The sequence below is a fragment of the Simiaoa sp. genome (assembly GCF_051972595.1).
Lineage (GTDB): Bacteria > Bacillota > Clostridia > Lachnospirales > Lachnospiraceae > Acetatifactor > Acetatifactor hominis.
Genome location: NZ_JBOKRY010000009.1, coordinates 62,887 through 81,567 on the forward strand (window position 1 = coordinate 62,887; position 18,681 = coordinate 81,567).

The 18,681-nt window shown below is 46.3% G+C and carries 17 protein-coding genes; 16 read left to right on the forward strand and 1 reads right to left on the reverse strand.

Annotation, left to right across the window (positions count from 1 at the left end):
* Window positions 1–339 precede the first annotated feature (339 nt).
* The 5 genes from ACTRDR_RS05415 (at window position 340) to ACTRDR_RS05435 (ending at window position 6,412) form a co-directional block, all read left to right on the forward strand.
* Window positions 340–987 carry a YigZ family protein gene (locus tag ACTRDR_RS05415; protein WP_440526426.1) on the forward strand — a complete coding sequence of 216 codons (648 nt, stop codon included), beginning with the start codon at window positions 340–342 and terminating at the stop codon, window positions 985–987.
* A gap of 154 nt (window positions 988–1,141) precedes the next feature.
* Window positions 1,142–2,491 carry a magnesium transporter gene (gene mgtE / locus ACTRDR_RS05420; RefSeq protein ID WP_176863404.1) on the forward strand — a complete coding sequence of 450 codons (1,350 nt, stop codon included), beginning with the start codon at window positions 1,142–1,144 and terminating at the stop codon, window positions 2,489–2,491.
* Window positions 2,492–2,761: 270 nt separating this feature from the next.
* Complete coding sequence (locus tag ACTRDR_RS05425; RefSeq protein WP_440526427.1) at window positions 2,762–3,430, forward strand: hypothetical protein; 669 nt, start codon at window positions 2,762–2,764, stop codon at window positions 3,428–3,430.
* A 235-nt stretch (window positions 3,431–3,665) separates the two neighbouring features.
* Complete coding sequence (locus ACTRDR_RS05430; RefSeq protein WP_176863400.1) at window positions 3,666–4,631, forward strand: hypothetical protein; 966 nt, start codon at window positions 3,666–3,668, stop codon at window positions 4,629–4,631.
* 122 nt (window positions 4,632–4,753) lie between these two features.
* The gene (locus ACTRDR_RS05435) at window positions 4,754–6,412 is read left to right on the forward strand and encodes an ABC transporter substrate binding protein (protein ID WP_440526428.1); all 1,659 of its coding nucleotides are present in this window, start codon (window positions 4,754–4,756) and stop codon (window positions 6,410–6,412) included.
* A 26-nt stretch (window positions 6,413–6,438) separates the two neighbouring features.
* Here ACTRDR_RS05435 and lepB read toward each other — a convergent pair whose 3' ends face one another.
* Window positions 6,439–6,810: a signal peptidase I gene (gene lepB, locus ACTRDR_RS05440; protein WP_440526429.1), complete on the reverse strand. Its 372-nt coding sequence runs from the start codon at window positions 6,808–6,810 to the stop codon at window positions 6,439–6,441.
* A 106-nt stretch (window positions 6,811–6,916) separates the two neighbouring features.
* Between lepB and ACTRDR_RS05445 the strand changes: the two genes are divergently transcribed.
* From ACTRDR_RS05445 to ACTRDR_RS05495, 11 genes are all read left to right on the forward strand, one after another.
* Complete coding sequence (locus tag ACTRDR_RS05445; protein WP_440526430.1) at window positions 6,917–7,537, forward strand: flavodoxin family protein; 621 nt, start codon at window positions 6,917–6,919, stop codon at window positions 7,535–7,537.
* A gap of 38 nt (window positions 7,538–7,575) precedes the next feature.
* Entirely contained in the window at window positions 7,576–8,139 is a 564-nt protein-coding gene (locus ACTRDR_RS05450) for an RNase H family protein (RefSeq protein ID WP_440526431.1), read from the forward strand.
* Window positions 8,126–8,839, forward strand: coding sequence for a pseudouridine synthase (locus tag ACTRDR_RS05455; protein ID WP_440526432.1), 714 nt, complete (start codon window positions 8,126–8,128; stop codon window positions 8,837–8,839). Before ACTRDR_RS05450 ends, ACTRDR_RS05455 begins: the two co-directional genes overlap by 14 nt.
* A gap of 24 nt (window positions 8,840–8,863) precedes the next feature.
* Window positions 8,864–10,837, forward strand: coding sequence for an NAD-dependent DNA ligase LigA (gene ligA / locus ACTRDR_RS05460; protein WP_440526433.1), 1,974 nt, complete (start codon window positions 8,864–8,866; stop codon window positions 10,835–10,837).
* Window positions 10,838–10,858: 21 nt separating this feature from the next.
* The gene (gene metA, locus ACTRDR_RS05465; protein ID WP_176863381.1) at window positions 10,859–11,776 is read left to right on the forward strand and encodes a homoserine O-acetyltransferase MetA; all 918 of its coding nucleotides are present in this window, start codon (window positions 10,859–10,861) and stop codon (window positions 11,774–11,776) included.
* Window positions 11,777–11,931: 155 nt separating this feature from the next.
* Window positions 11,932–13,530: a flotillin family protein gene (locus ACTRDR_RS05470; RefSeq protein WP_440526434.1), complete on the forward strand. Its 1,599-nt coding sequence runs from the start codon at window positions 11,932–11,934 to the stop codon at window positions 13,528–13,530.
* A 157-nt stretch (window positions 13,531–13,687) separates the two neighbouring features.
* A complete protein-coding gene (locus ACTRDR_RS05475; RefSeq protein ID WP_176863376.1) occupies window positions 13,688–13,915 on the forward strand; it encodes a transcriptional regulator in 228 nt (75 codons plus the stop codon).
* Window positions 13,916–13,966: 51 nt separating this feature from the next.
* Window positions 13,967–14,980 carry an ORF6N domain-containing protein gene (locus ACTRDR_RS05480; protein WP_440526435.1) on the forward strand — a complete coding sequence of 338 codons (1,014 nt, stop codon included), beginning with the start codon at window positions 13,967–13,969 and terminating at the stop codon, window positions 14,978–14,980.
* 32 nt (window positions 14,981–15,012) lie between these two features.
* Window positions 15,013–16,002 carry a glycosyl hydrolase gene (locus ACTRDR_RS05485; RefSeq protein ID WP_440526436.1) on the forward strand — a complete coding sequence of 330 codons (990 nt, stop codon included), beginning with the start codon at window positions 15,013–15,015 and terminating at the stop codon, window positions 16,000–16,002.
* Window positions 16,003–16,212: 210 nt separating this feature from the next.
* Window positions 16,213–16,692, forward strand: a complete 480-nt coding sequence (tenpIN, locus tag ACTRDR_RS05490; RefSeq protein ID WP_440526437.1) for a type III toxin-antitoxin system TenpIN family toxin — start codon at window positions 16,213–16,215, stop codon at window positions 16,690–16,692.
* A 160-nt stretch (window positions 16,693–16,852) separates the two neighbouring features.
* On the forward strand, window positions 16,853–18,544 hold the full coding sequence (locus ACTRDR_RS05495) for a GspE/PulE family protein (protein WP_440526438.1): 1,692 nt from the start codon (window positions 16,853–16,855) through the stop codon (window positions 18,542–18,544).
* Window positions 18,545–18,681: the final 137 nt, after the last annotated feature.

Sequence of the window (18,681 nt, forward strand, 5' to 3'; positions counted from 1 at the left end):
TAAGTCCTTTCTGTCTGAGATACAGACGAAAATATTATACCAAATAATGCTATGTAAATAAAGGCTTTCTTTCCAGTCTTTAGAATTCCTTAATAACAGTTCCACCATAGAACGGTAAAAACAGGGCTTGGGTGCTTGCACACAATGCACTGCTTTTATCGTTCTATGAGCGAAGCGCCATCAGGTGAATAAAAAGATGAGCCGCACAGCGGCGCTGACTGCGTAGCAGGCACTTTTATGAAAATGATGGCGGAACTGTTATAAGGGTTTCACATTTTGGAAAAGTTATGCTACACTGGAAAAGAATCTGAAGGAAAACAAAAAGTAAGCGAGGTTAACATGGGCGATACGGTAGTAACAGACAGCTACAGAGTATTATTATCCGGCGGCGAAGGAGAGATCGTGGAGAAAAAATCCCGTTTCATCGCAACGATCCGCAAGTGCGAAACCGAGGAAGAGGCCGTAGCTTTTATAGAAGAAATGAAGAAAAAGTACTGGGATGCCAGACATAACTGTTCTGCATTTATAATAGGAAGCAGAGGAGAGCTGACCAGATGCAGTGATGACGGAGAACCCTCCGGCACTGCGGGCAGACCGATGTTAGAGGTGTTGACCGGCTCCGGGATCCGCAATATCGCGGTGGTAGTGACGAGGTACTTCGGCGGCACCCTGCTGGGTACCGGTGGACTGGTGCGGGCATATACCCAGGCGGTGAAGGAAGGCCTTGCCCACTGCGAGACGGGTATCATGCGAAAAGGCTGTGAACTGGAAGTTGCAGCAGATTATAATGACGTAGGAAAGCTGCAATATTATTTCGGACAGCAGGGCATCGTTCCCACAGACAGTATCTATGCCGAAAACGTAAAATTTATTTTACTTATCCCGGTGGAGAAAGAGGAAAAAGTCAGGAAAAACCTGACAGAAACTACCTGTGGAAAGGTAAAAATTGAGAAATTGAAAGAGACTTATTTCGTTGACAAAGAATAGTCAATGAAATAAAATAAAAATATCGGTTTAAGGATTCCATGAGGAAAGGTGGTGGTTTTTATGAAGTGTACACAGAAGAGCTCTGACAACCCACTTCCGGGGCGAAGTTGCCGTGTAAGTTACACCCATAGAAAACATCATAAGGAGGATCATCATGGAACAGATCAAAGAACTGGAAGAGGTATTAGAGCTTCTTAACACCAAGCAGTACACCAAGCTGCGCCAGTATCTGGCTGAACTCAACGATGCCGATATTGCGGGACTTTTGGAAGAACTGGAAGAGGAAGAGATGTTAAAGGTCTTCCGCATCCTTCCCAAGGACCTGGCGGCAGACGTTTTTTCCTATTTAGATATGGACAATCAGCAGAAGATCATCACGTCCCTGTCAGATAAGGAAGCAACGAACATCATCAACAACCTGATGGCGGACGATGCGGCCGATCTGCTGGAGGAGATGCCTGCCAATATTGTCAAAAAGCTTCTGACCAACGCAAGCCCCGATGTGCGCAGAGATATCAATCATCTGCTGCGTTATCCGGAAGATTCCGCCGGAAGTATCATGACGGTCGAATATGTAGACCTGAAGGAGAATCTGACGGTGAATCAGGCCATCGAGCGGATCCGTAAGGTGGGCCTTGACAGTGAGACTATCAATATCTGTTATGTCTTAGATGCCCAGAGAAGACTGGTGGGAACAGTTGCTCTGCGCTATCTGCTGCTTATGGACGGCGACGAGATCATCGGTGACATCATGCATGAAAATGTCATCTCCATCAATACGCTGATGGACCAGGAGGAAGTTGCCAGACAGTTCAAAAAATACGACTTTACAGCCATGCCGGTAGTGGACAATGAGAACCGGCTGGTAGGTATTATCACCGTGGACGATATCGTGGATATCATCGAAGAAGAGACCACGGAGGATATGGAAAAAATGGCGGCTATCGTGCCCAGCGATAAGCCCTATATGAAGACCGGAGTATTTGAGACTTTCAAAAAGCGTATCCCCTGGCTGCTACTTTTGATGGTGTCAGCTACCTTTACCGGAGCCATCATTTCTTCTTTTGAAGACGCATTAAGCGTATGTGCGGTACTGGTGGCGTATATTCCCATGTTAATGGATACCGGCGGTAATGCCGGAAGTCAGGCGAGCGTTACGGTCATCCGTGGACTGTCCCTGAATGAGATCGAATACCGGGATGTGCCGAAGGTTGTATTCAAGGAGATCCGCGTGGCACTGATCTGCGGTATCACTCTTTCCGCAGCCAATTTTGTAAAATTACTGCTGCTGGACAGAGTAGGAGTGCTGGTGGCGGTTTCTGTATGCCTGACATTGATAGCTGCCGTAGTGATCGCCATGATTATCGGCTGTTTACTGCCGGTTCTGGCAAAGCGTCTGGGCTTCGACCCGGCGGTCATGGCCAGTCCTTTTATCACTACCATCGTGGATGCACTGTCTTTGCTGGTATATTTCCGGGTGGCATCTGCAATCATGGGTCTATAGACAGCAGACAATATCAGAGATATGAATTTATAAAAACAAGGATGAGCCATGTGCCTGCAAGACATTTTTTTGCGGAGCATGGCTTATTTTATATGCGGTTATTATGATAAAATTTTGACAGGATGTTTTTTTTTTAGTACTTTTCCACAAGCTCTTTGCAAGGGCGGAAATTTTTGCTAGAATCAAGGAAAATAGAAAATGTAACCGCTTTCGTAAATATCTTTCTTAAGAGAATACTCGGGAACAGCAAAAGCAACGGAGGAATGAATCATGAGATATTTTTTTGAATCTAAAGTAGAAAAAAAGGATGCCGGATATACCATTCAGATCCCTTTCAACGTATGGGAAGTATGTAAGCATAGAGAAGTCATCAAGGGAGATATCGTTCTGGATAACAATATCATCGAGTGCGAACTTCATCCCAAGGAGAAGGGCAATTATGAAGTAGTGATCACTGATGAGGAGGCTGTAAAGGTAGAACTGGGTGTAACCCATAAGATCCTGTTACATGTCAACGGTTCCCTGATCCGCATGGATCAGAACAGCCCTTACAGCTTTGAGAATCCAATCCGCAAGATCGACAGCATGAACGTGATCATCCAGCCAGAAGACGGTCTGTGCGGTCAGGCTTGTGTCGCAATGTTAGCCGGTGTTACCATTGCAGAAGTCATCAGCGTTATGGACTGCAGAGAGTGGCAGGCTACCATGGGACGTGTGATTTCCGCACTGAACTACTATGGTATCGATCATTCTGATATCATAGTATATACCGAGGGAAGACCCGCAGTGCTGCCGAAGTGCTGTATCATGATGGAAAAAATGGGACGTTTCTGCCACTATCTGGTACACTATGATGGAAAATTCTATGATTCCAATCTGGGTGTGCTGGAAGAGTACGATATGAGCAAGCTGTTAGGTTACCTTGAGATCAAATGCTGATGGAATGCAAATCCGTATTTGCGTGATTTCGATTACCTTGTTCTATTTATAAGGAAGTTCAAAAACTGTAGGTTACACAGATGTACCTACAGTTTTTTCATAGCAAATAAGTTAATCGGCTAAAAATCCCTAATAGGGTTGCATGTTAACACGGTAAAGTGTAAAATGGAAAAGTATGATTTCCGTAACGCTTTAGAGCGATTACTAATTTTTTATTACAAAGGATGGGAGAAAAATGAATCAGAAAAAGAAGATTGAAAATTATCAGCAGATTGCCATGGGAACCGGATTGCGTTATGATGAAACCAATGACTTGTTTCATGGGGAACGGGATGGGTTTGACTTTATCGTCTATGCACCCGATGCAAGATATCCGTATATGATGGTACTGCATACGGCGGCAAAAAGCGCTGACGGGTCGACATTTGACAAGCAGGCTGTGAAAGGGTTTCAGAAAAGCAGCAAGAAGATCGCGAGTTTTGGTCAGAAGAATCTGGATATCAGAGTATCACTGAAGGCACAGTCCAATGCGGAAAAATGTAAGGATACATTGAACGAAGCACTTGCAGCTACAACGACATTCCTGCGTACAAACAGTTACAGTCCCTGCTGTGATCTGTGCGGTCAGAATGTAGAGACCGGAGCGTTCAGAATGGGCGGTGAATACTATCATTTATGTCCGGACTGCGAGATGAAGCTGCGCAGTGACATCGCAATGAAGACACAGCAGAAGGCGCAGAAGAAAGAAAACATCGTAGGCGGTATTGTAGGTGCCCTGTTAGGATCCCTGTTGGGAATGCTCAGTGTTCTGATCTTAAGCCAGTTGGGATATGTAGCAGCATTATCCGGTGTGATCATGGCGGTGTGCGTTCTGAAGGGATATGAGATGCTGGGCGGAAAACTGACCAAAAAGGCAGTAGTCATCAGCGCTGTGATCATGATCCTTATGACGTATTTTGCAGACCGTGTGGACTGGGCGATTATTTTGTTCAATCAGGGCGGCGGTGCGGAAGCAGGTTATAGTCTGTTCGAGTGTTATCGACTGATCCCTGCGGCACTTTCTGCAGAAATTATTGATATGGGAAGCTACATAGGCAATCTGGTTCTACAGTATCTGTTTGTGGCGCTCGGAGCAATCCCTACCGTTATCGGAAAAATGAAAGAGAAAAAAGAAGAAGGTATTATCGCAAGATTAAATTAAGCTCTTTGCTTTCAACAGACAATGTGGTACAATAGTACCAGTAATGTGATTCCTCATATCGTGGTATTGGGTTCAGACTTTTGACCCCGGTAGCATACCTGTTGGAATTAGGGGGAAGGAATATGAGAAAGTGGAAAGCATGGCTGTTTGCGCTGGCTGTTCTCATAGGCATTGGGACGGTGTCAGTAACGGCAGAAGCACAGAATCTGAATCAGGGAAAGCGGGTATTGTTTATCAGCTCGTATTCTTATGGTTGGGACACAGTCCAGACGCAGATCGAAGGAATCAAGGCGGGGGTCGACGAGAATACCACCGTGGATTATGAATTCATGGATACGAAGCGTTTCCGGACGAAAGAGTCTACAGAAATGTTTTATACAATGTTGAAATATCATCTGGATCATTCAGATCCCTATGATGTCGTGATCGTGGGAGATGATGCCGCACTCCGTTTTGCAATGGCATTCAGAGAGGATCTGTTTGATGGTATTCCCATTGTCTTTGAAGGTGTCAATGATGAGGAATATGCCCTGGAAGCAGCGAAGAACCCTCTGGTAACCGGGATACTGGAGAAGCTGTCAGTAGAAAAAAATATCGATATGGCATTAAAGGTAAACCCGTCAGCGGACAAAGTAGTGGCTATATTGGATGATTCTGTGACCGGTGAGGCGGAGCGTAAGAATTTTTACAGTGCCGAAGCAAAATATCCGGAACTGGAATTCTCTGAGATCAATTCTTCCGAACTGACAACCGCTAAGCTGCAGCAGGCAGTCAGCAAGGTGGATGAGAATACCATATTGATCTACATTGTAATGTCAAATGATGGCAGTGGCAAGCAGTATACCAATACGCAGGCGATCCGTATGGTCGTGACTTATTCGAAGGTGCCGGTGTACCGCATGGTGGAGGATGGGATCGGTGCCGGATTGCTGGGTGGTAATGTGGTATCCATGTATAAGTCCGGAGAGATCGCAGCACAGATGGCCATGGATATCGCGAATGGTACCGACAGTGCAGAGATCAATGTGGTAAAGGACAGCCCCAACATTTATTGCGTGGATGAAGACGTCATGCGGAAGTTCGGACTGGAGGCATCACAGTTTCCGAAAGACACCGAATTTGTAAATCATCGGGAGGGCTTTTTTACCAGGAATCGTGAGGCTTTGATCCCGGCGCTAATACTTATCGCTGCACTCGATGTTATTATCTGCTGGGTGTGCTTCGATAATTACCGCAGACGAAAGCTGTTACAGGAGCTGGAGCAGGCACGTGCGATCATGGAATCGGCAGCCCAGCATGACTTCCTGACCGGACTGCCGAACCGCAGCAAATTCATGAAGGATCTGGAGCAGCTGATCGGAGCCCGGATCCCCTGCACGGTCATGATGCTGGATATCGATAACTTTAAGAAGATCAACGATACTTACGGACATACAGCGGGAGATGAGGCACTGCAGCAGGTAGCCAACCGGTTGAAGGACATGCAGTCCCAGATACTTACCTCTTACCGCTTTGCGGGAGATGAATTCATCCTGATCCTTCGCAGTAGTCAGAGCATGCTGGTGGAGAAGACGGCGTACCAGTGCCGTCAGGTATTTGCCAAAGATGTGACACTCTGCGGAACGAAACGGCGGATCGGAGGCAGTATCGGTATTGCAAGCTATCCCAAGGATACCGATAATCTGGAACAGTTGATCGTATGTGCGGATGACGCCATGTATAAGGTGAAAAAGAATGGCAAGAACGATTTCGCATACTATGGGAAGTCCACAGAGGAATAAAATATCAGACAGGCGGAGTTTGCAGTTCATAGAACTGTAAATACTGCCTGTTTTTTCTGCCTGTTTTGAACATAAGGTTGAAAAATAGCAGGATTATGTATATAATTAGTACTATTGTTTTTGGAAGCATATTGTAAGGCACTTGGAACAAATCCGATCACACGTTTTAGAATCATTCGGTTGTCAAGAGCTTCTGAACGGATGGTGATAATATCAAAACGGGAAATCTGTTCGGGAATGCCAAATTTTTGTACCAATAAAAAAGATCCGGAATGGCAGGTAGGCTCCATGGATCTCCCGGAGACCTGATAAAGCTGTACTCCGTAGTGGCTGATCAGAAAAATAAGGCATCCGATACACAGTATAGACAGTAAATAGTGAGAGATTTTAGACGGCATGAGGGCTCCTTTCTTAAAACAGCTTAATTTACGGATATAGTAGCATGCTAAAACAGATCATGCAAGAACAGAACATATTATAAATGATGAAAAAGAGGGATATGATATGAAAGTATTACTGGTGAACGGAAGCGGACATGCGAAGGGATGCACCTATACCGCACTGGAAGAAGTAGCGGGTGCATTGGAGAAGAACGGTATCGAGACAGAGATCATTCAGGTAGGCGTAGAGCCCATCGCCGGATGCATCGGCTGCGGTGCCTGCTTAAAGACCGGGAAATGCTTCCGTGAGGACGGCGTCAATGAATTCGTGGAAAAAGCGAAGACCGCAGATGGATTCGTGTTCGGATCTCCCGTGCATTATGCATCGGCATCCGGTATGATCACTTCTTTCTTAGACCGGGCTTTTTACGGTAAGAGCGCACTTTTCCAGGGTAAGCCCGGCGCCTGCATTGTCAGCTGCAGACGTGGCGGAGCCTCCGCAGCTTTCGATCAGTTGAACAAATACTTTACCATTAACTGTATGCCGGTGGTATCCAGCCAGTACTGGAACCAGGTACACGGCAATACCCCTGAAGAGGTAAAACAGGATCTGGAAGGTATGCAGACCATGCGTACCCTGGGAAATAATATGGCGTGGCTGTTAAAATGTATTGAAGCAGGCAAAGCTGCCGGTGTGAGCTTCCCGGAGAGAGAACCGGCGCAGAAGACCAACTTTATCCGATAAATACGACAGACCGGACAAAAAAGGAGACAGACGAAACTATGGCACAGTGGCAGGGATTGGGAAGATATCCGGAAAATGCAGATCCAAAGGACTGCCCCACAGCGGGAGAACTGTTGGCTTACGTGGACGGAAGCTATCAGGATGCATTGAAAAAATACGGTTTTGGCTGTATTTTCATCCTTCCCGACGGACGGATCTATACAGAATACGGTAACGGCGATAACCCGGACTCCCTGAAACAGCGAAATGTCTCCGGAGAGATGCTGGGAGCCATGTATGCGGTACGGTTTGCCTTAAACAGTGGATTTCGAGCCATTGAGATCCGCTATGATTACGAGGGGATCGAGAAATGGGTCACCGGTGCGTGGAAGAGCAAAAATGAACTGACACAGAAATACGCACAGACCATGAGAGGCTGGGGACAGAAGATACAGATTCGCTTCACGAAAGTGCCGGCACATTCCAAGGTAAAATACAATGAACTCGCGGACGAGACAGCAAAACTCGGCGTGGCGAACGGTAACGGAATTCCCAAGGTGAAGAGTCTTAGCGATTTCGAGGCGGCGGATGCCGCAGAGAGGATGCAGGATGCGGCTGAATAAATATCTGGCACAGTGTGGTGTATGCTCCAGAAGAGATGCGGACAAACTCATCGAACAGGGAAAAGTCCTGGTCAACGGTCAGGTCGCGGGAATGGGACAGCAGGTGGAAGAGACGGATACCGTACAGGTGGGGAAGAAGGTTTTACAGGGAAAACAGACCTGCAAAGTCCTCGCTTTCTACAAGCCGGTAGGCGTCGTCTGCACGGAGCGGGATCCACATGCGGAGAAAAAGATCATGGACATGATCCGCTGCCCGGAGAGATTGACCTACGCCGGACGCCTGGACAAAGATTCCGAAGGGCTGATCCTTCTGACCAACGACGGGGACCTCATCAATGCCATGATGCGGGGAGCTAACCGCCATGAAAAAGAGTACATTGTAAAGATCGACCGGGAAATAACACCCGATTTTTTGGAGATAATGAGAAAAGGCATCTATCTGAAGGATCTGGATATCACTACCAGGGAATGTAAGATAGAAAAAATAGGAAAATATACATTCCGGATCATACTGACTCAGGGAGTCAACAGACAGATCCGCCGAATGTGCGAAGCCTGCGGAGCAAAAGTGAGATCCTTAAAAAGAATCCGCGTCATGAATATCCGCCTGGGGGATCTGAAGCCCGGAGAGTGGCGCAAGGTCACAGGGGAAGAGCTGGAAACGCTTCTGACAGACACCGGAATGTTAAATCGTAAATAAATCTATTAAAGGCAGGAACACAATATGCAGTCTTCCAAGATAGACCGGATCAAATATCTGGTAGAACAACTGAATGCGGCTTCGGAGAGCTATTATGCCAAAGACCGGGAGATCATGAGCAATTATGAATATGATAAGCTCTATGATGAACTGGTGGAGCTGGAAAAAGAGACAGGTGTTACCCTGGCGAACAGCCCCACGGTGAATGTGGGCTACGAAGCGGTGGATGAGCTTCCCAAGGAGCGTCACGAGAGCCCCATGCTGTCTCTGGGCAAGACCAAAAGCCGTGAAGAACTGCGGGAGTGGCTGCAGGGAAATCCTGCAATTTTAAGCTGGAAACTGGACGGACTCACCATCGTACTGACATATCGTGATGGAAAACTTGCAAAAGCGGTAACCAGAGGTAACGGCGAGATCGGTGAGGTCATCACCAATAACGCACGTACTTTTAAGAATCTGCCGTTAAATATTTCTTATACGGGAGAACTGATCTTAAGAGGCGAGGCGGTTATCACTTACAGTGATTTCGAGAGGATCAACGGTGAGATCGCAGATACAGAGGCAAAATACAAGAATCCGAGAAACCTGTGCAGCGGTTCGGTACGACAGTTAAATAATGAGATCACGGCAAAACGTAACGTGAGATTTTATGCGTTTACCCTGGTAAAAGCGGACGATGTGGACTTCCATGATTCCAAGGAAGCGCAGTTTGCCTTTTTACAGGAGCAGGGATTTGCAGTGGTGGAACATGTGGTGGTGACCGAGGAGAATATCCTGTCAGCCATTGAAGATTTTGAACACAAAATCGAACACTACGATATTCCCTCCGACGGACTGGTACTTACTTATGAAAGCATCAGCTATGGACAGTCCCTGGGCAGAACTGCGAAATTCCCCAGAGATTCCATTGCTTTTAAATGGGCGGATGAACTACGTGAGACCACTTTAAAAGAGATCGAATGGAGCGCCAGCCGCACCGGATTGATCAATCCCGTGGCAATCTTCGAACCGGTAGAACTCGAGGGCACCACAGTCAGTCGTGCCTCGGTGCACAATATCAGCATATTACGTTCCCTTCGGCTGGGAATTGGAGACCACATTACGGTCTATAAGGCGAATATGATCATCCCGCAGATCGCAGAGAATCTGACCGGCAGTGACAACGTGGAGATCCCGAAGGTCTGCCCTGTCTGCGGACAACCCACCGAGATCCGTCAGATGAATGAAGTACAGACCTTGTATTGCACCAATGAGAAATGCCCGGCGAAGGAGATTAAGGCATACACCCTGTTTGTGAGCCGTGATGCCCTGAATATCGACGGACTCTCCGAAGCAACCTTGGAGAAAATGATCGATCAGGGATTTATCCATGAATATGCTGATCTGTTCCGGCTCGATCGCTATAAGGAAGTTATCACACAGATGGAGGGCTTCGGCGAGAAGTCCTATCAGAATATGATGGACAGCATTGAAGCTGCGCGCCATACGACGCTGCCCCGGCTGATCTACGGACTGGGAATTGCCGGGATCGGTGTTGCCAATGCCAAGGTGCTTAGCAGATATTTTGATTATGATCTGGAGAAAATGCAGAAAGCGGATGCAGCGACGTTAAGCGCAGTTCCCGGTGTGGGAGAGGTACTTGCGGGGGCATTTACGGAGTATATGTCCGATGCGGAGAACCTGGAACAGATCGAACATCTGAAACAGTTCCTGACCATTGAGGTGCCTCAGGTGGATGAAAATGCACAGACATTATCCGGTATGAGCTTCGTCGTAACCGGAAGTCTGAACCATTACGCCAGCCGTAATGATCTGAAAGAAGTCATCGAGGAGAGAGGTGGTAAAGTCACCGGCAGTGTGACGGGGAAGACCACCTGCCTGATCAACAATGACATTACCTCGACTTCTTCCAAGAATAAAAAAGCGAAAGAGCTTCAGGTCCCGATCCTGACAGAGGAGGATTTCCTGAAGACTTATAATATTCCTTACGAGGAATAAGTAGACCTGGAGGAAAATGAAATGCCTATTAAGACACAAAACGATCTGCCTGCCAAAGAGATACTGGAGAACGAAAATATATTCGTCATGGACGAATTCCGTGCTCTACATCAGGACATGCGTCCCCTGCAGGTATTGATCCTTAACAATATGCCGGTAAAGCAGGACACGGAGCTGCAGCTGCTGCGAGCCTTGTCAAATACCCCTTTGCAGGTGGATGTGACCTTCATGAACACCAAGACCCATGTGTCACTGAACACCCCTGCAAGCCATCTGAATAAATTCTACACCACCTTCGATGAGATCAAAGACCGCACCTTCGATGGACTGATTGTTACCGGAGCACCGGTGGAAGATATCACCTTTGAAGAGGTGGATTACTGGGAGGAGACCTGCAAGATCTTAGACTGGGCGGAGACTCATGTGACATCCACCCTGCATATCTGCTGGGCGGCACAGGCCGGATTCTACCATTATTATGGTATTAACAAGAGACAGCTGACGCAGAAGCTGTTCGGTGTCTACGAGCACAAAGTATCCAACCGGAAAATACCGTTGGTGCGTGGCTTTGATGATATTTTCCTGGCACCGCACAGCCGCCATACGGAGACTCCTTCCGAAGCCATTCATGCCTGTAAGGATCTGACGATCCTGGCGGAATCCGAGAAAGCCGGTGTATTCCTGGCTATCGCAGAGGAAGGCAGGAAGATCTTCGTGGCGGGACACCCGGAATATGACCGTTATACGTTGAACAATGAGTATCACAGAGACCTGGACAAGGGACTGCCGATACAGATTCCTTATAATTATTATCCAAATGATGATCCGGAGCAGAGACCACTGTTACAGTGGAGATCTCATTGCAATAACCTTTACAGTAACTGGCTGAATTATTACGTATACCAGACCACACCTTACGACCTGGCTCAGATCCGGTAAGGCACCGGAGGAAAGTTATCGTGCACTTTTTACTATAATACAATGACAAAAAAATAATAGATATCACTGTTCGTCAAGCTGCCTGTATGGTAAAATACATATCATACAAGCAGCTTTTCATATATTACAAAAGCAGAAAGAATGAGGGAGTACATATGGAAATTAACATTGGTATTATCGCAATCGTCGTACTGGTCATTGCCATTCTGGCCATTCTGGCATCCGGTTATGTGAAGGCATCACCGAACAAAGCCTACATCATCTCCGGTATCAAGAGAGAACCCAAGGTCCTGATCGGACGTGCCGGTATCAAGATCCCCTTCCTGGAGAAAAAGGATGAACTGATCCTGAAGCAGATCAGTATCGATATCAAGACCAACGGCTATATCCCCACCAAGGATTTCATCGGTGTAGATATTGACGCCGTGGCTAAGGTCAGAGTCCTGACCCAGAGAGATGTGACTGTGAATGCGAAGGGCGAAGTTGTGGCAGGCGCAGATCCGAACAAGAGGATCACCACCGAGATGGCTAACGCAGCCATGAAGAACTTCCTGAACATGAATGAAGATCAGATCCGCGATGCGCTGACCGATTCCTTGCAGGGTAACATGCGTGAGATCATCGGTACCCAGTGTCTGAAGGAGCTGTGTAATGATCGTAAGACTTTCGGTGACGAGGTTCAGGCGAAGGCACAGAAGGATATGAATGCCCTGGGTATCTGGATCGAGTCCTGTAATATCCAGAAGATCGAGGATGAGAACAACCTGATCACTGCTTTGGGACAGGATAACATGTCCCAGATCCAGAAGGACGCTTCCGTAGCAAAGGCACAGGCAGACAGAGATGTGGCCATCGCCAGAGCACAGGCGCAGAAGGATGCCAATGATGCACAGGTCATCGCAGAGACCGAGATCGCCCAGAAGCAGACCGAACTGGCTATCAAGAAGGCAGAACTGAAGAAAGAGTCGGATATCAAGAAGGCAGAAGCCGACGCAGCATATAAGATTCAGGAAGAGGAACAGCGTAAGACCGTGGAGATCACCACAGCGAACGCGAACCTGGCCCGTCAGGAGAAGGAACTGGAATTAAAGGAGAGAGAAGTATCCATCAAGGAGAAAGCACTGGAAGCTGAGGTCAAGAAGACCGCAGAAGCGAATAAATACGCAGCACAGCAGAAGGCAGATGCCGAGCAGTACGAGAGACAGAAGAGAGCGGAGGCAGAACTCTTCGAGATCCAGAGACAGGCAGAAGCTGAGAAAGCAAAGTCCGAGGCAGAGAGATTCGCCAAGGAGCAGGCGGCAGAGGCAGTCAAGGCAGCCGGCCTGGCAGAGGCAGCCGCTGTGGCAGCCAAAGGTAAAGCGGAAGCAGAAGCCATCCAGGCGAAGGCAGAGGCAGAGGCAGCCGGTATCCTGAAAAAAGCAGAAGCTATGAAACAGTACGGCGACGCAGCAAGACAGCAGATGGAGTTAGATACTCTGAAGGTATACTTCGAGCAGTTGCCTAAGATCGCAGAGGCTGTGGCTAAGGGCTACATGAACGTAGATTCCATCAAGATGTTCGGCGGCGATTCCAGCAAGCTGGCAGGCGATATCATGACCACCGTGACCCAGGTCACCGACGGTATCAAAGAGTCCACCGGACTCGATATCAATGAGATGCTGGCAAAGGGCTTTGCCAAGGAAAAGGCAGACGATGCAAAGAATGTAGAGAATGTAGAGAAGAACGACACCGGTAACGATTATCAGGAAGTATAGAGCCGGCGTGTGGCTTATAATGATTGACAATTTGTTATAAACTGAGGGTATAGAGACGGAAAATTAGTCTCTATACCTTCTTTTTTGTAATAAATTGTTGACCATATGAATTAAAGAATATAAAATAAAATTATGCAATGCATAAAGAGGAGAACTCATGGAAGCAAGAGAAGAATTAAGAAAATTAAGAGAAAGCACTGGAATGAACCGAAAAGAATTTTGCGAGTATTTTGAAATTCCATATATGACGGAAACAGATTGGGAATTGGGGAACAGAAGGGTTCCACAGTATCTTCTGCGGTTGATGGCATATAAGATTAAAATAGAGAAGCTGGCCGATAAAAGAAATAAGGATGATAAGGAAGACAACGTAAGTGATAGATGATTTGTTGATAATTGTGCCACAGGTTATTGTACAATTTGTAGGAGGAATGCTATGGCAGATAATACAGAATTAATGACAATAGATGATATATGTAATCGAGTTTATGTCATAAGAGGTCAGCAAGTGATGTTGGATTATGATTTGGCTGAATTCTATGGCTATGAAGTCAAGGCACTAAATCAGCAGGTAAAAAGAAATATTGACAGATTTCCAGAAGATTTTATGTTTCAACTAAAAAAAGAAGAAGTGCCAAAAGAGTTTTCAAAGTCACAAATTGTGACTTTGAATGAAAAGGGAGATAAAAGGGGCACTAATATCAAGAAAATGCCGTATGCTTTTACTGAGCAGGGAATATACATGCTCGCAACTGTTTTGAAAGGACAACTGGCAGAACAGCAGAGTATTTTTATTATGCGTGCATTTCGTGAGATGCGTCATTATATAAAGCAAAATCAACAATTTGTTACACCATCGGAGTTACGACTTGTTACGGCAAAAGTTTCGGAAATATCCGTGCAGGTTGCAGGTATTGTAGATTGGAAAAACAAATCTGAAGACAGGTTTGATAATATTCAAAGAAGTATAGACGCTCTCAGTGAAAACTTTGTTTTAGAGAAGGATTTAAAAAATTTTGTTATTTACAAAGGACAAAAGTTTGAGGCAGATGCTGCGTACATAGATATATATCAGCAGGCTAAAAAGAGCATTTATGTGGTAGATAATTATGTGAATACAAAGACTTTACAACTTTTATCACAGAAACAAGAGGGTGTAGAAATTGTTATATTTACAGAAAATGGTCATGGTAAAAAAGGTTTTTTGTCAACGGCGGTTGTAAATGACTTTTTACAAGAATATCCTCCGCTCAGAATAAAACCGAATGCAGATTGCCATGATAGATTGATAGTTTTGGATTATGGTGAACCTACCGAACAGGCATACCATTGTGGCGCATCCAGTAAGGACGCAGGCAAAAAGCTTTGTGCGATAAATATAATAATAGAAACAAGTATGATTCATCCGGTAATAGATAAATTGCTATTAGCTCCGGATAAGCAGATATAATGCCTACAGAAAATGAAAGGAATGCAAAATATATGACAACAGCAGATGCAAAAGCAAAACAAGAAGCAAAAGAATTATTGGAATACCTCAAAAATACAGCTGGACAGCAGATCATCACCGGTCAGCACACCCAGACCATCCCTTGTGAGGAGATTGACTATATCCGGCAGACCACCGGAAAAGAGCCCAAGCTGCGTGGCTTCGAGCTACTGGCGTATTCTCCGAATATCAATTATGCAGACGTCTCCCCGGAATGCCTGAAGGAAGTGGAAGAGAATAAAGGCACGGCAGAGACCGCCCTGCAGTGGGCAAGAGCGAACCACCCGGATAAAGTGAACGACACGGGTACAGAGAACAGCACAGACTATACCACCGGCGGCATCCTGACCTTCACCTTTCACTGGTTCTCGCCCTTAGGCGGCAGAGACAAAAGCTTCTACACCGAGCATACCGATTTCGATGCGACGAAAGTATTACAGGAAGGCACCCCGGAGCGCGCAGCGTTCTACGCAGACATGGATGTGATCGCAGACATCCTGCGACGTTTCCAGGACGAGAACATCCCCATCCTCTGGCGCCCCTTCCACGAATCCTATGGCACCTGGTTCTGGTGGGGAGCGAAGGGCGCGAAAGTCGCAAGAGACTTATACCGATTGATGTTCGATTATTATACCGGAGAAAAGAACCTGCATAACCTGCTCTGGGTCTGGAACTGCGATATAGAGGAAGCCTATCCCGGAGACGAATACGTGGATGTAGTATCCATAGATGTCTACCTCCCGGAGTATCAGTCCACAGACTATGCGGATGCCTATGAGAAACTGGTGGCAGCCACCTCCCGTGACAAAGTGGCTGCCCTGGCAGAAGTGGGCTACCTTCCCGATGTGGATCTTTTGCAAAAAAGCAGAATCCCCTGGGCCTACTACATGACCTGGTCCAAGGAATTCTGCATTGGTGAAAAATATAACAGCGTAGAAAATCTGAAGAAAATGTACGACAGTGAATACGCGGTGACACTGTAAAAAGCTATTTTATAAAAATATTGAAATAGATTGCTTTTTCAGCAGAAAGTGTATATACTATTATTAAGAACAGAGATGTTCTTCTTCATCTATCTAATGAGTCCTGTGACGGTTCCGACAGGACGGTAAAATAAAAATTGACCGAGCGATGAAGGATTTGGCGAGAGGCTGAATAGCCTCTCGTTTTTTACATTCTACGAAGGAGGAAAAATGAATTTACCGGAAAATGATTATCAGATTTTAAAATTAACACCACGTTTCTATGAGGAACATCCTGATCCACCATACCATGAAATATTGAAAAAGAACCAACGGGCATACAATTGTTTACTGTTTCAATCGCATTATGATTATTATATATGTGTGCCATACAGAAGCGAAATATCACATCCATATTCTTTTAAGTTCAAAAAAACTCAGAGATCCAAAAGCCATAGATCGGGTCTTGATTACACCAAAATAGTTATCATAACCAAATGTGAATATATTGATACGAAAGATGCTCTTATTGATAAGGATGAATTTAACGAGACGATAAAACATCTCGACCGTATCAAAGAAGAGGCAATGACGTTTGTAGAAGAATATGTACAGCATGTATCAGGAAACAGAAAAATGGATCCGCGGGAATTCAAAAGAAGATATACATATTCGCCGCTTATCTATTTTCATCAGGAGCTGCGAATATAATTTTTCACACAAATTGCAACAAAAGTACTAAAAACAATTTACATAAATCTAAAATATGCTATAATATTTTAGTGTTGAGCCAAAAAAATTGTAAGTTGTAACGAAAAATGCTACAATTATGCAGATATCCCAAATATGTAAAAGTAACAGGTGAGTGATCATGGAATTAGGCAGAAAAAAGGTCCGTTTAGGCGAATTACTGGTAAACAGCGGTGTTCTCACGAATGAACAGCTGCAGCAGGCGTTGGACAATCCCGCCCGTCAGGGCAAGAAGTTGGGAGAATTCCTGGTAGATGAAGGCATCGTATCGGAGGATGACCTGGCGAGAGCACTGAGCAAACAGCTGGATCTGGATATGATCGATCTCCAGAGCGCCACTGTGGACAAGGAAGTGCTGAATCTGGTACCGGTCAACGTCCTGAAGAAGAACAAAGTCCTCCCCTTCGCCTACAAGGAGAATAACTTCAACGTTCTCATGGTCGCCATGGCGGATCCCCTGGATTACAACGCCATCGACGACATCAATATCATCACCAACTTCCAGGTGGAGCCCGTAGTAGCCACCACCCGCAGCATCATGCTGGCGATTGATAAATATTTCGGTCAGGAAGAAGTAACCGAGGCGCTGGCTGCCTACGCCAAAGAGAAAAAGCTGGATGTGGTGGAAGATATCGCCACGGAGGAGAACATCAACAGCTCCCCCATCGTAATGCTGGTCAAGGACATGATTGAAAAGGCCGTCCGTCAGCGTGCATCCGATATCCATATCGAACCTATGGAAAATATCATCCGTGTCCGTTACCGTATCGACGGTGCCCTCTATGAGAGAGCGAGATACGGTGTCAACGTACTGTCCGCCATCATCGCCCGTATCAAGATCATCGGCGGCATGGATATCTCCGAGAAGAGAAAACCCCAGGACGGACGTATCACCCAGATCGTAGACCGCGTGGAATACGATATCCGTGTATCCGTCCTGCCTACCGTATACGGGGAAAAAGTCGTAATGCGTCTTGCAGCGAAGAGTGCATTGAACCGCGACAAGAGCCAGTTAGGCTTCAAGCCCTACGAATTAAAACAGTTTGACTACATTCTGAAAAATCCTCACGGTATCATCCTGGTAACCGGACCTACCGGAAGTGGTAAGTCCACCACCCTGTATACCGCACTGAGCGAGCTGAACAAAGAAGACGTGAACATCATCACCGTCGAAGATCCTGTCGAGGCGAATATCGACGGTATCAACCAGGTACAGGTCAACACCAAGGCAGACTTAACCTTCGCGACGGCACTGCGTTCCATCCTGCGACAGGACCCGGATATCATCATGATCGGTGAGATCCGTGACCAGGAGACCGCCAGCATCGCCGTACAGGCATCCATCACCGGACACCTGGTCGTAAGTACCCTGCATACCAACTCCTCCGCCAGCACCATCACGCGACTGGAGGACATGGGTATCGAATCCTACCTGATCGCAGACTCTGTCATCGGCGTTATCGCACAGCGACTGGTCCGCAGACTCTGCCCCTTCTGTAAAAAGCCGAAGCAGGCCACCAAGGATGAAAAAGAATTCATGGGCTTGAAGGAAGAGGAAAATGTAACCATCTACGAACCCTGCGGCTGCAGCAAATGTGACAATACCGGATTTAAGGGCCGTATCGGTGTCTACGAGATCATGCAGATCACACCGAAGCTGAAGACGATCATCAGCAAGCGGGAAGGTGCCGATATATTAAAAGAAGAAGCATTAAAAGAAGGAATGCATACCCTGCGTATGAGTGCCACGGACTACGTACTGGACGGCACCACCTCCTTCTCCGAGATGGTAAAGGTATCATTTGACGTATAATTCTATAAAAACCGCAATATTTTATAGAAATTTCTCAAAATTTATAAAAATTTTTCAAAATCCTGGACCTTTTTAGGACCGGGGCCCGTCTTACATAGTTGGGGAGACAGTTAAAGATAGAGACGTAATTGGAGGGA

Coding starts and splice junctions, on each gene's coding strand:
- mgtE (WP_176863404.1), top strand. CDS start 1,142: ATGGAACAGATCAAAGAACTGGAAGAGGTATTAGAGCTTCTTAACACC.
- ACTRDR_RS05445 (WP_440526430.1), top strand. CDS start 6,917: ATGAAAGTATTACTGGTGAACGGAAGCGGACATGCGAAGGGATGCACC.
- metA (WP_176863381.1), top strand. CDS start 10,859: ATGCCTATTAAGACACAAAACGATCTGCCTGCCAAAGAGATACTGGAG.
- ACTRDR_RS05435 (WP_440526428.1), top strand. CDS start 4,754: ATGAGAAAGTGGAAAGCATGGCTGTTTGCGCTGGCTGTTCTCATAGGC.
- ACTRDR_RS05450 (WP_440526431.1), top strand. CDS start 7,576: ATGGCACAGTGGCAGGGATTGGGAAGATATCCGGAAAATGCAGATCCA.
- ACTRDR_RS05475 (WP_176863376.1), top strand. CDS start 13,688: ATGGAAGCAAGAGAAGAATTAAGAAAATTAAGAGAAAGCACTGGAATG.
- ACTRDR_RS05495 (WP_440526438.1), top strand. CDS start 16,853: ATGGAATTAGGCAGAAAAAAGGTCCGTTTAGGCGAATTACTGGTAAAC.
- ACTRDR_RS05415 (WP_440526426.1), top strand. CDS start 340: ATGGGCGATACGGTAGTAACAGACAGCTACAGAGTATTATTATCCGGC.
- ACTRDR_RS05425 (WP_440526427.1), top strand. CDS start 2,762: ATGAGATATTTTTTTGAATCTAAAGTAGAAAAAAAGGATGCCGGATAT.
- lepB (WP_440526429.1), bottom strand. CDS start 6,810: ATGCCGTCTAAAATCTCTCACTATTTACTGTCTATACTGTGTATCGGA.
- ACTRDR_RS05485 (WP_440526436.1), top strand. CDS start 15,013: ATGACAACAGCAGATGCAAAAGCAAAACAAGAAGCAAAAGAATTATTG.
- tenpIN (WP_440526437.1), top strand. CDS start 16,213: ATGAATTTACCGGAAAATGATTATCAGATTTTAAAATTAACACCACGT.
- ACTRDR_RS05455 (WP_440526432.1), top strand. CDS start 8,126: ATGCGGCTGAATAAATATCTGGCACAGTGTGGTGTATGCTCCAGAAGA.
- ACTRDR_RS05480 (WP_440526435.1), top strand. CDS start 13,967: ATGGCAGATAATACAGAATTAATGACAATAGATGATATATGTAATCGA.
- ACTRDR_RS05430 (WP_176863400.1), top strand. CDS start 3,666: ATGAATCAGAAAAAGAAGATTGAAAATTATCAGCAGATTGCCATGGGA.
- ligA (WP_440526433.1), top strand. CDS start 8,864: ATGCAGTCTTCCAAGATAGACCGGATCAAATATCTGGTAGAACAACTG.
- ACTRDR_RS05470 (WP_440526434.1), top strand. CDS start 11,932: ATGGAAATTAACATTGGTATTATCGCAATCGTCGTACTGGTCATTGCC.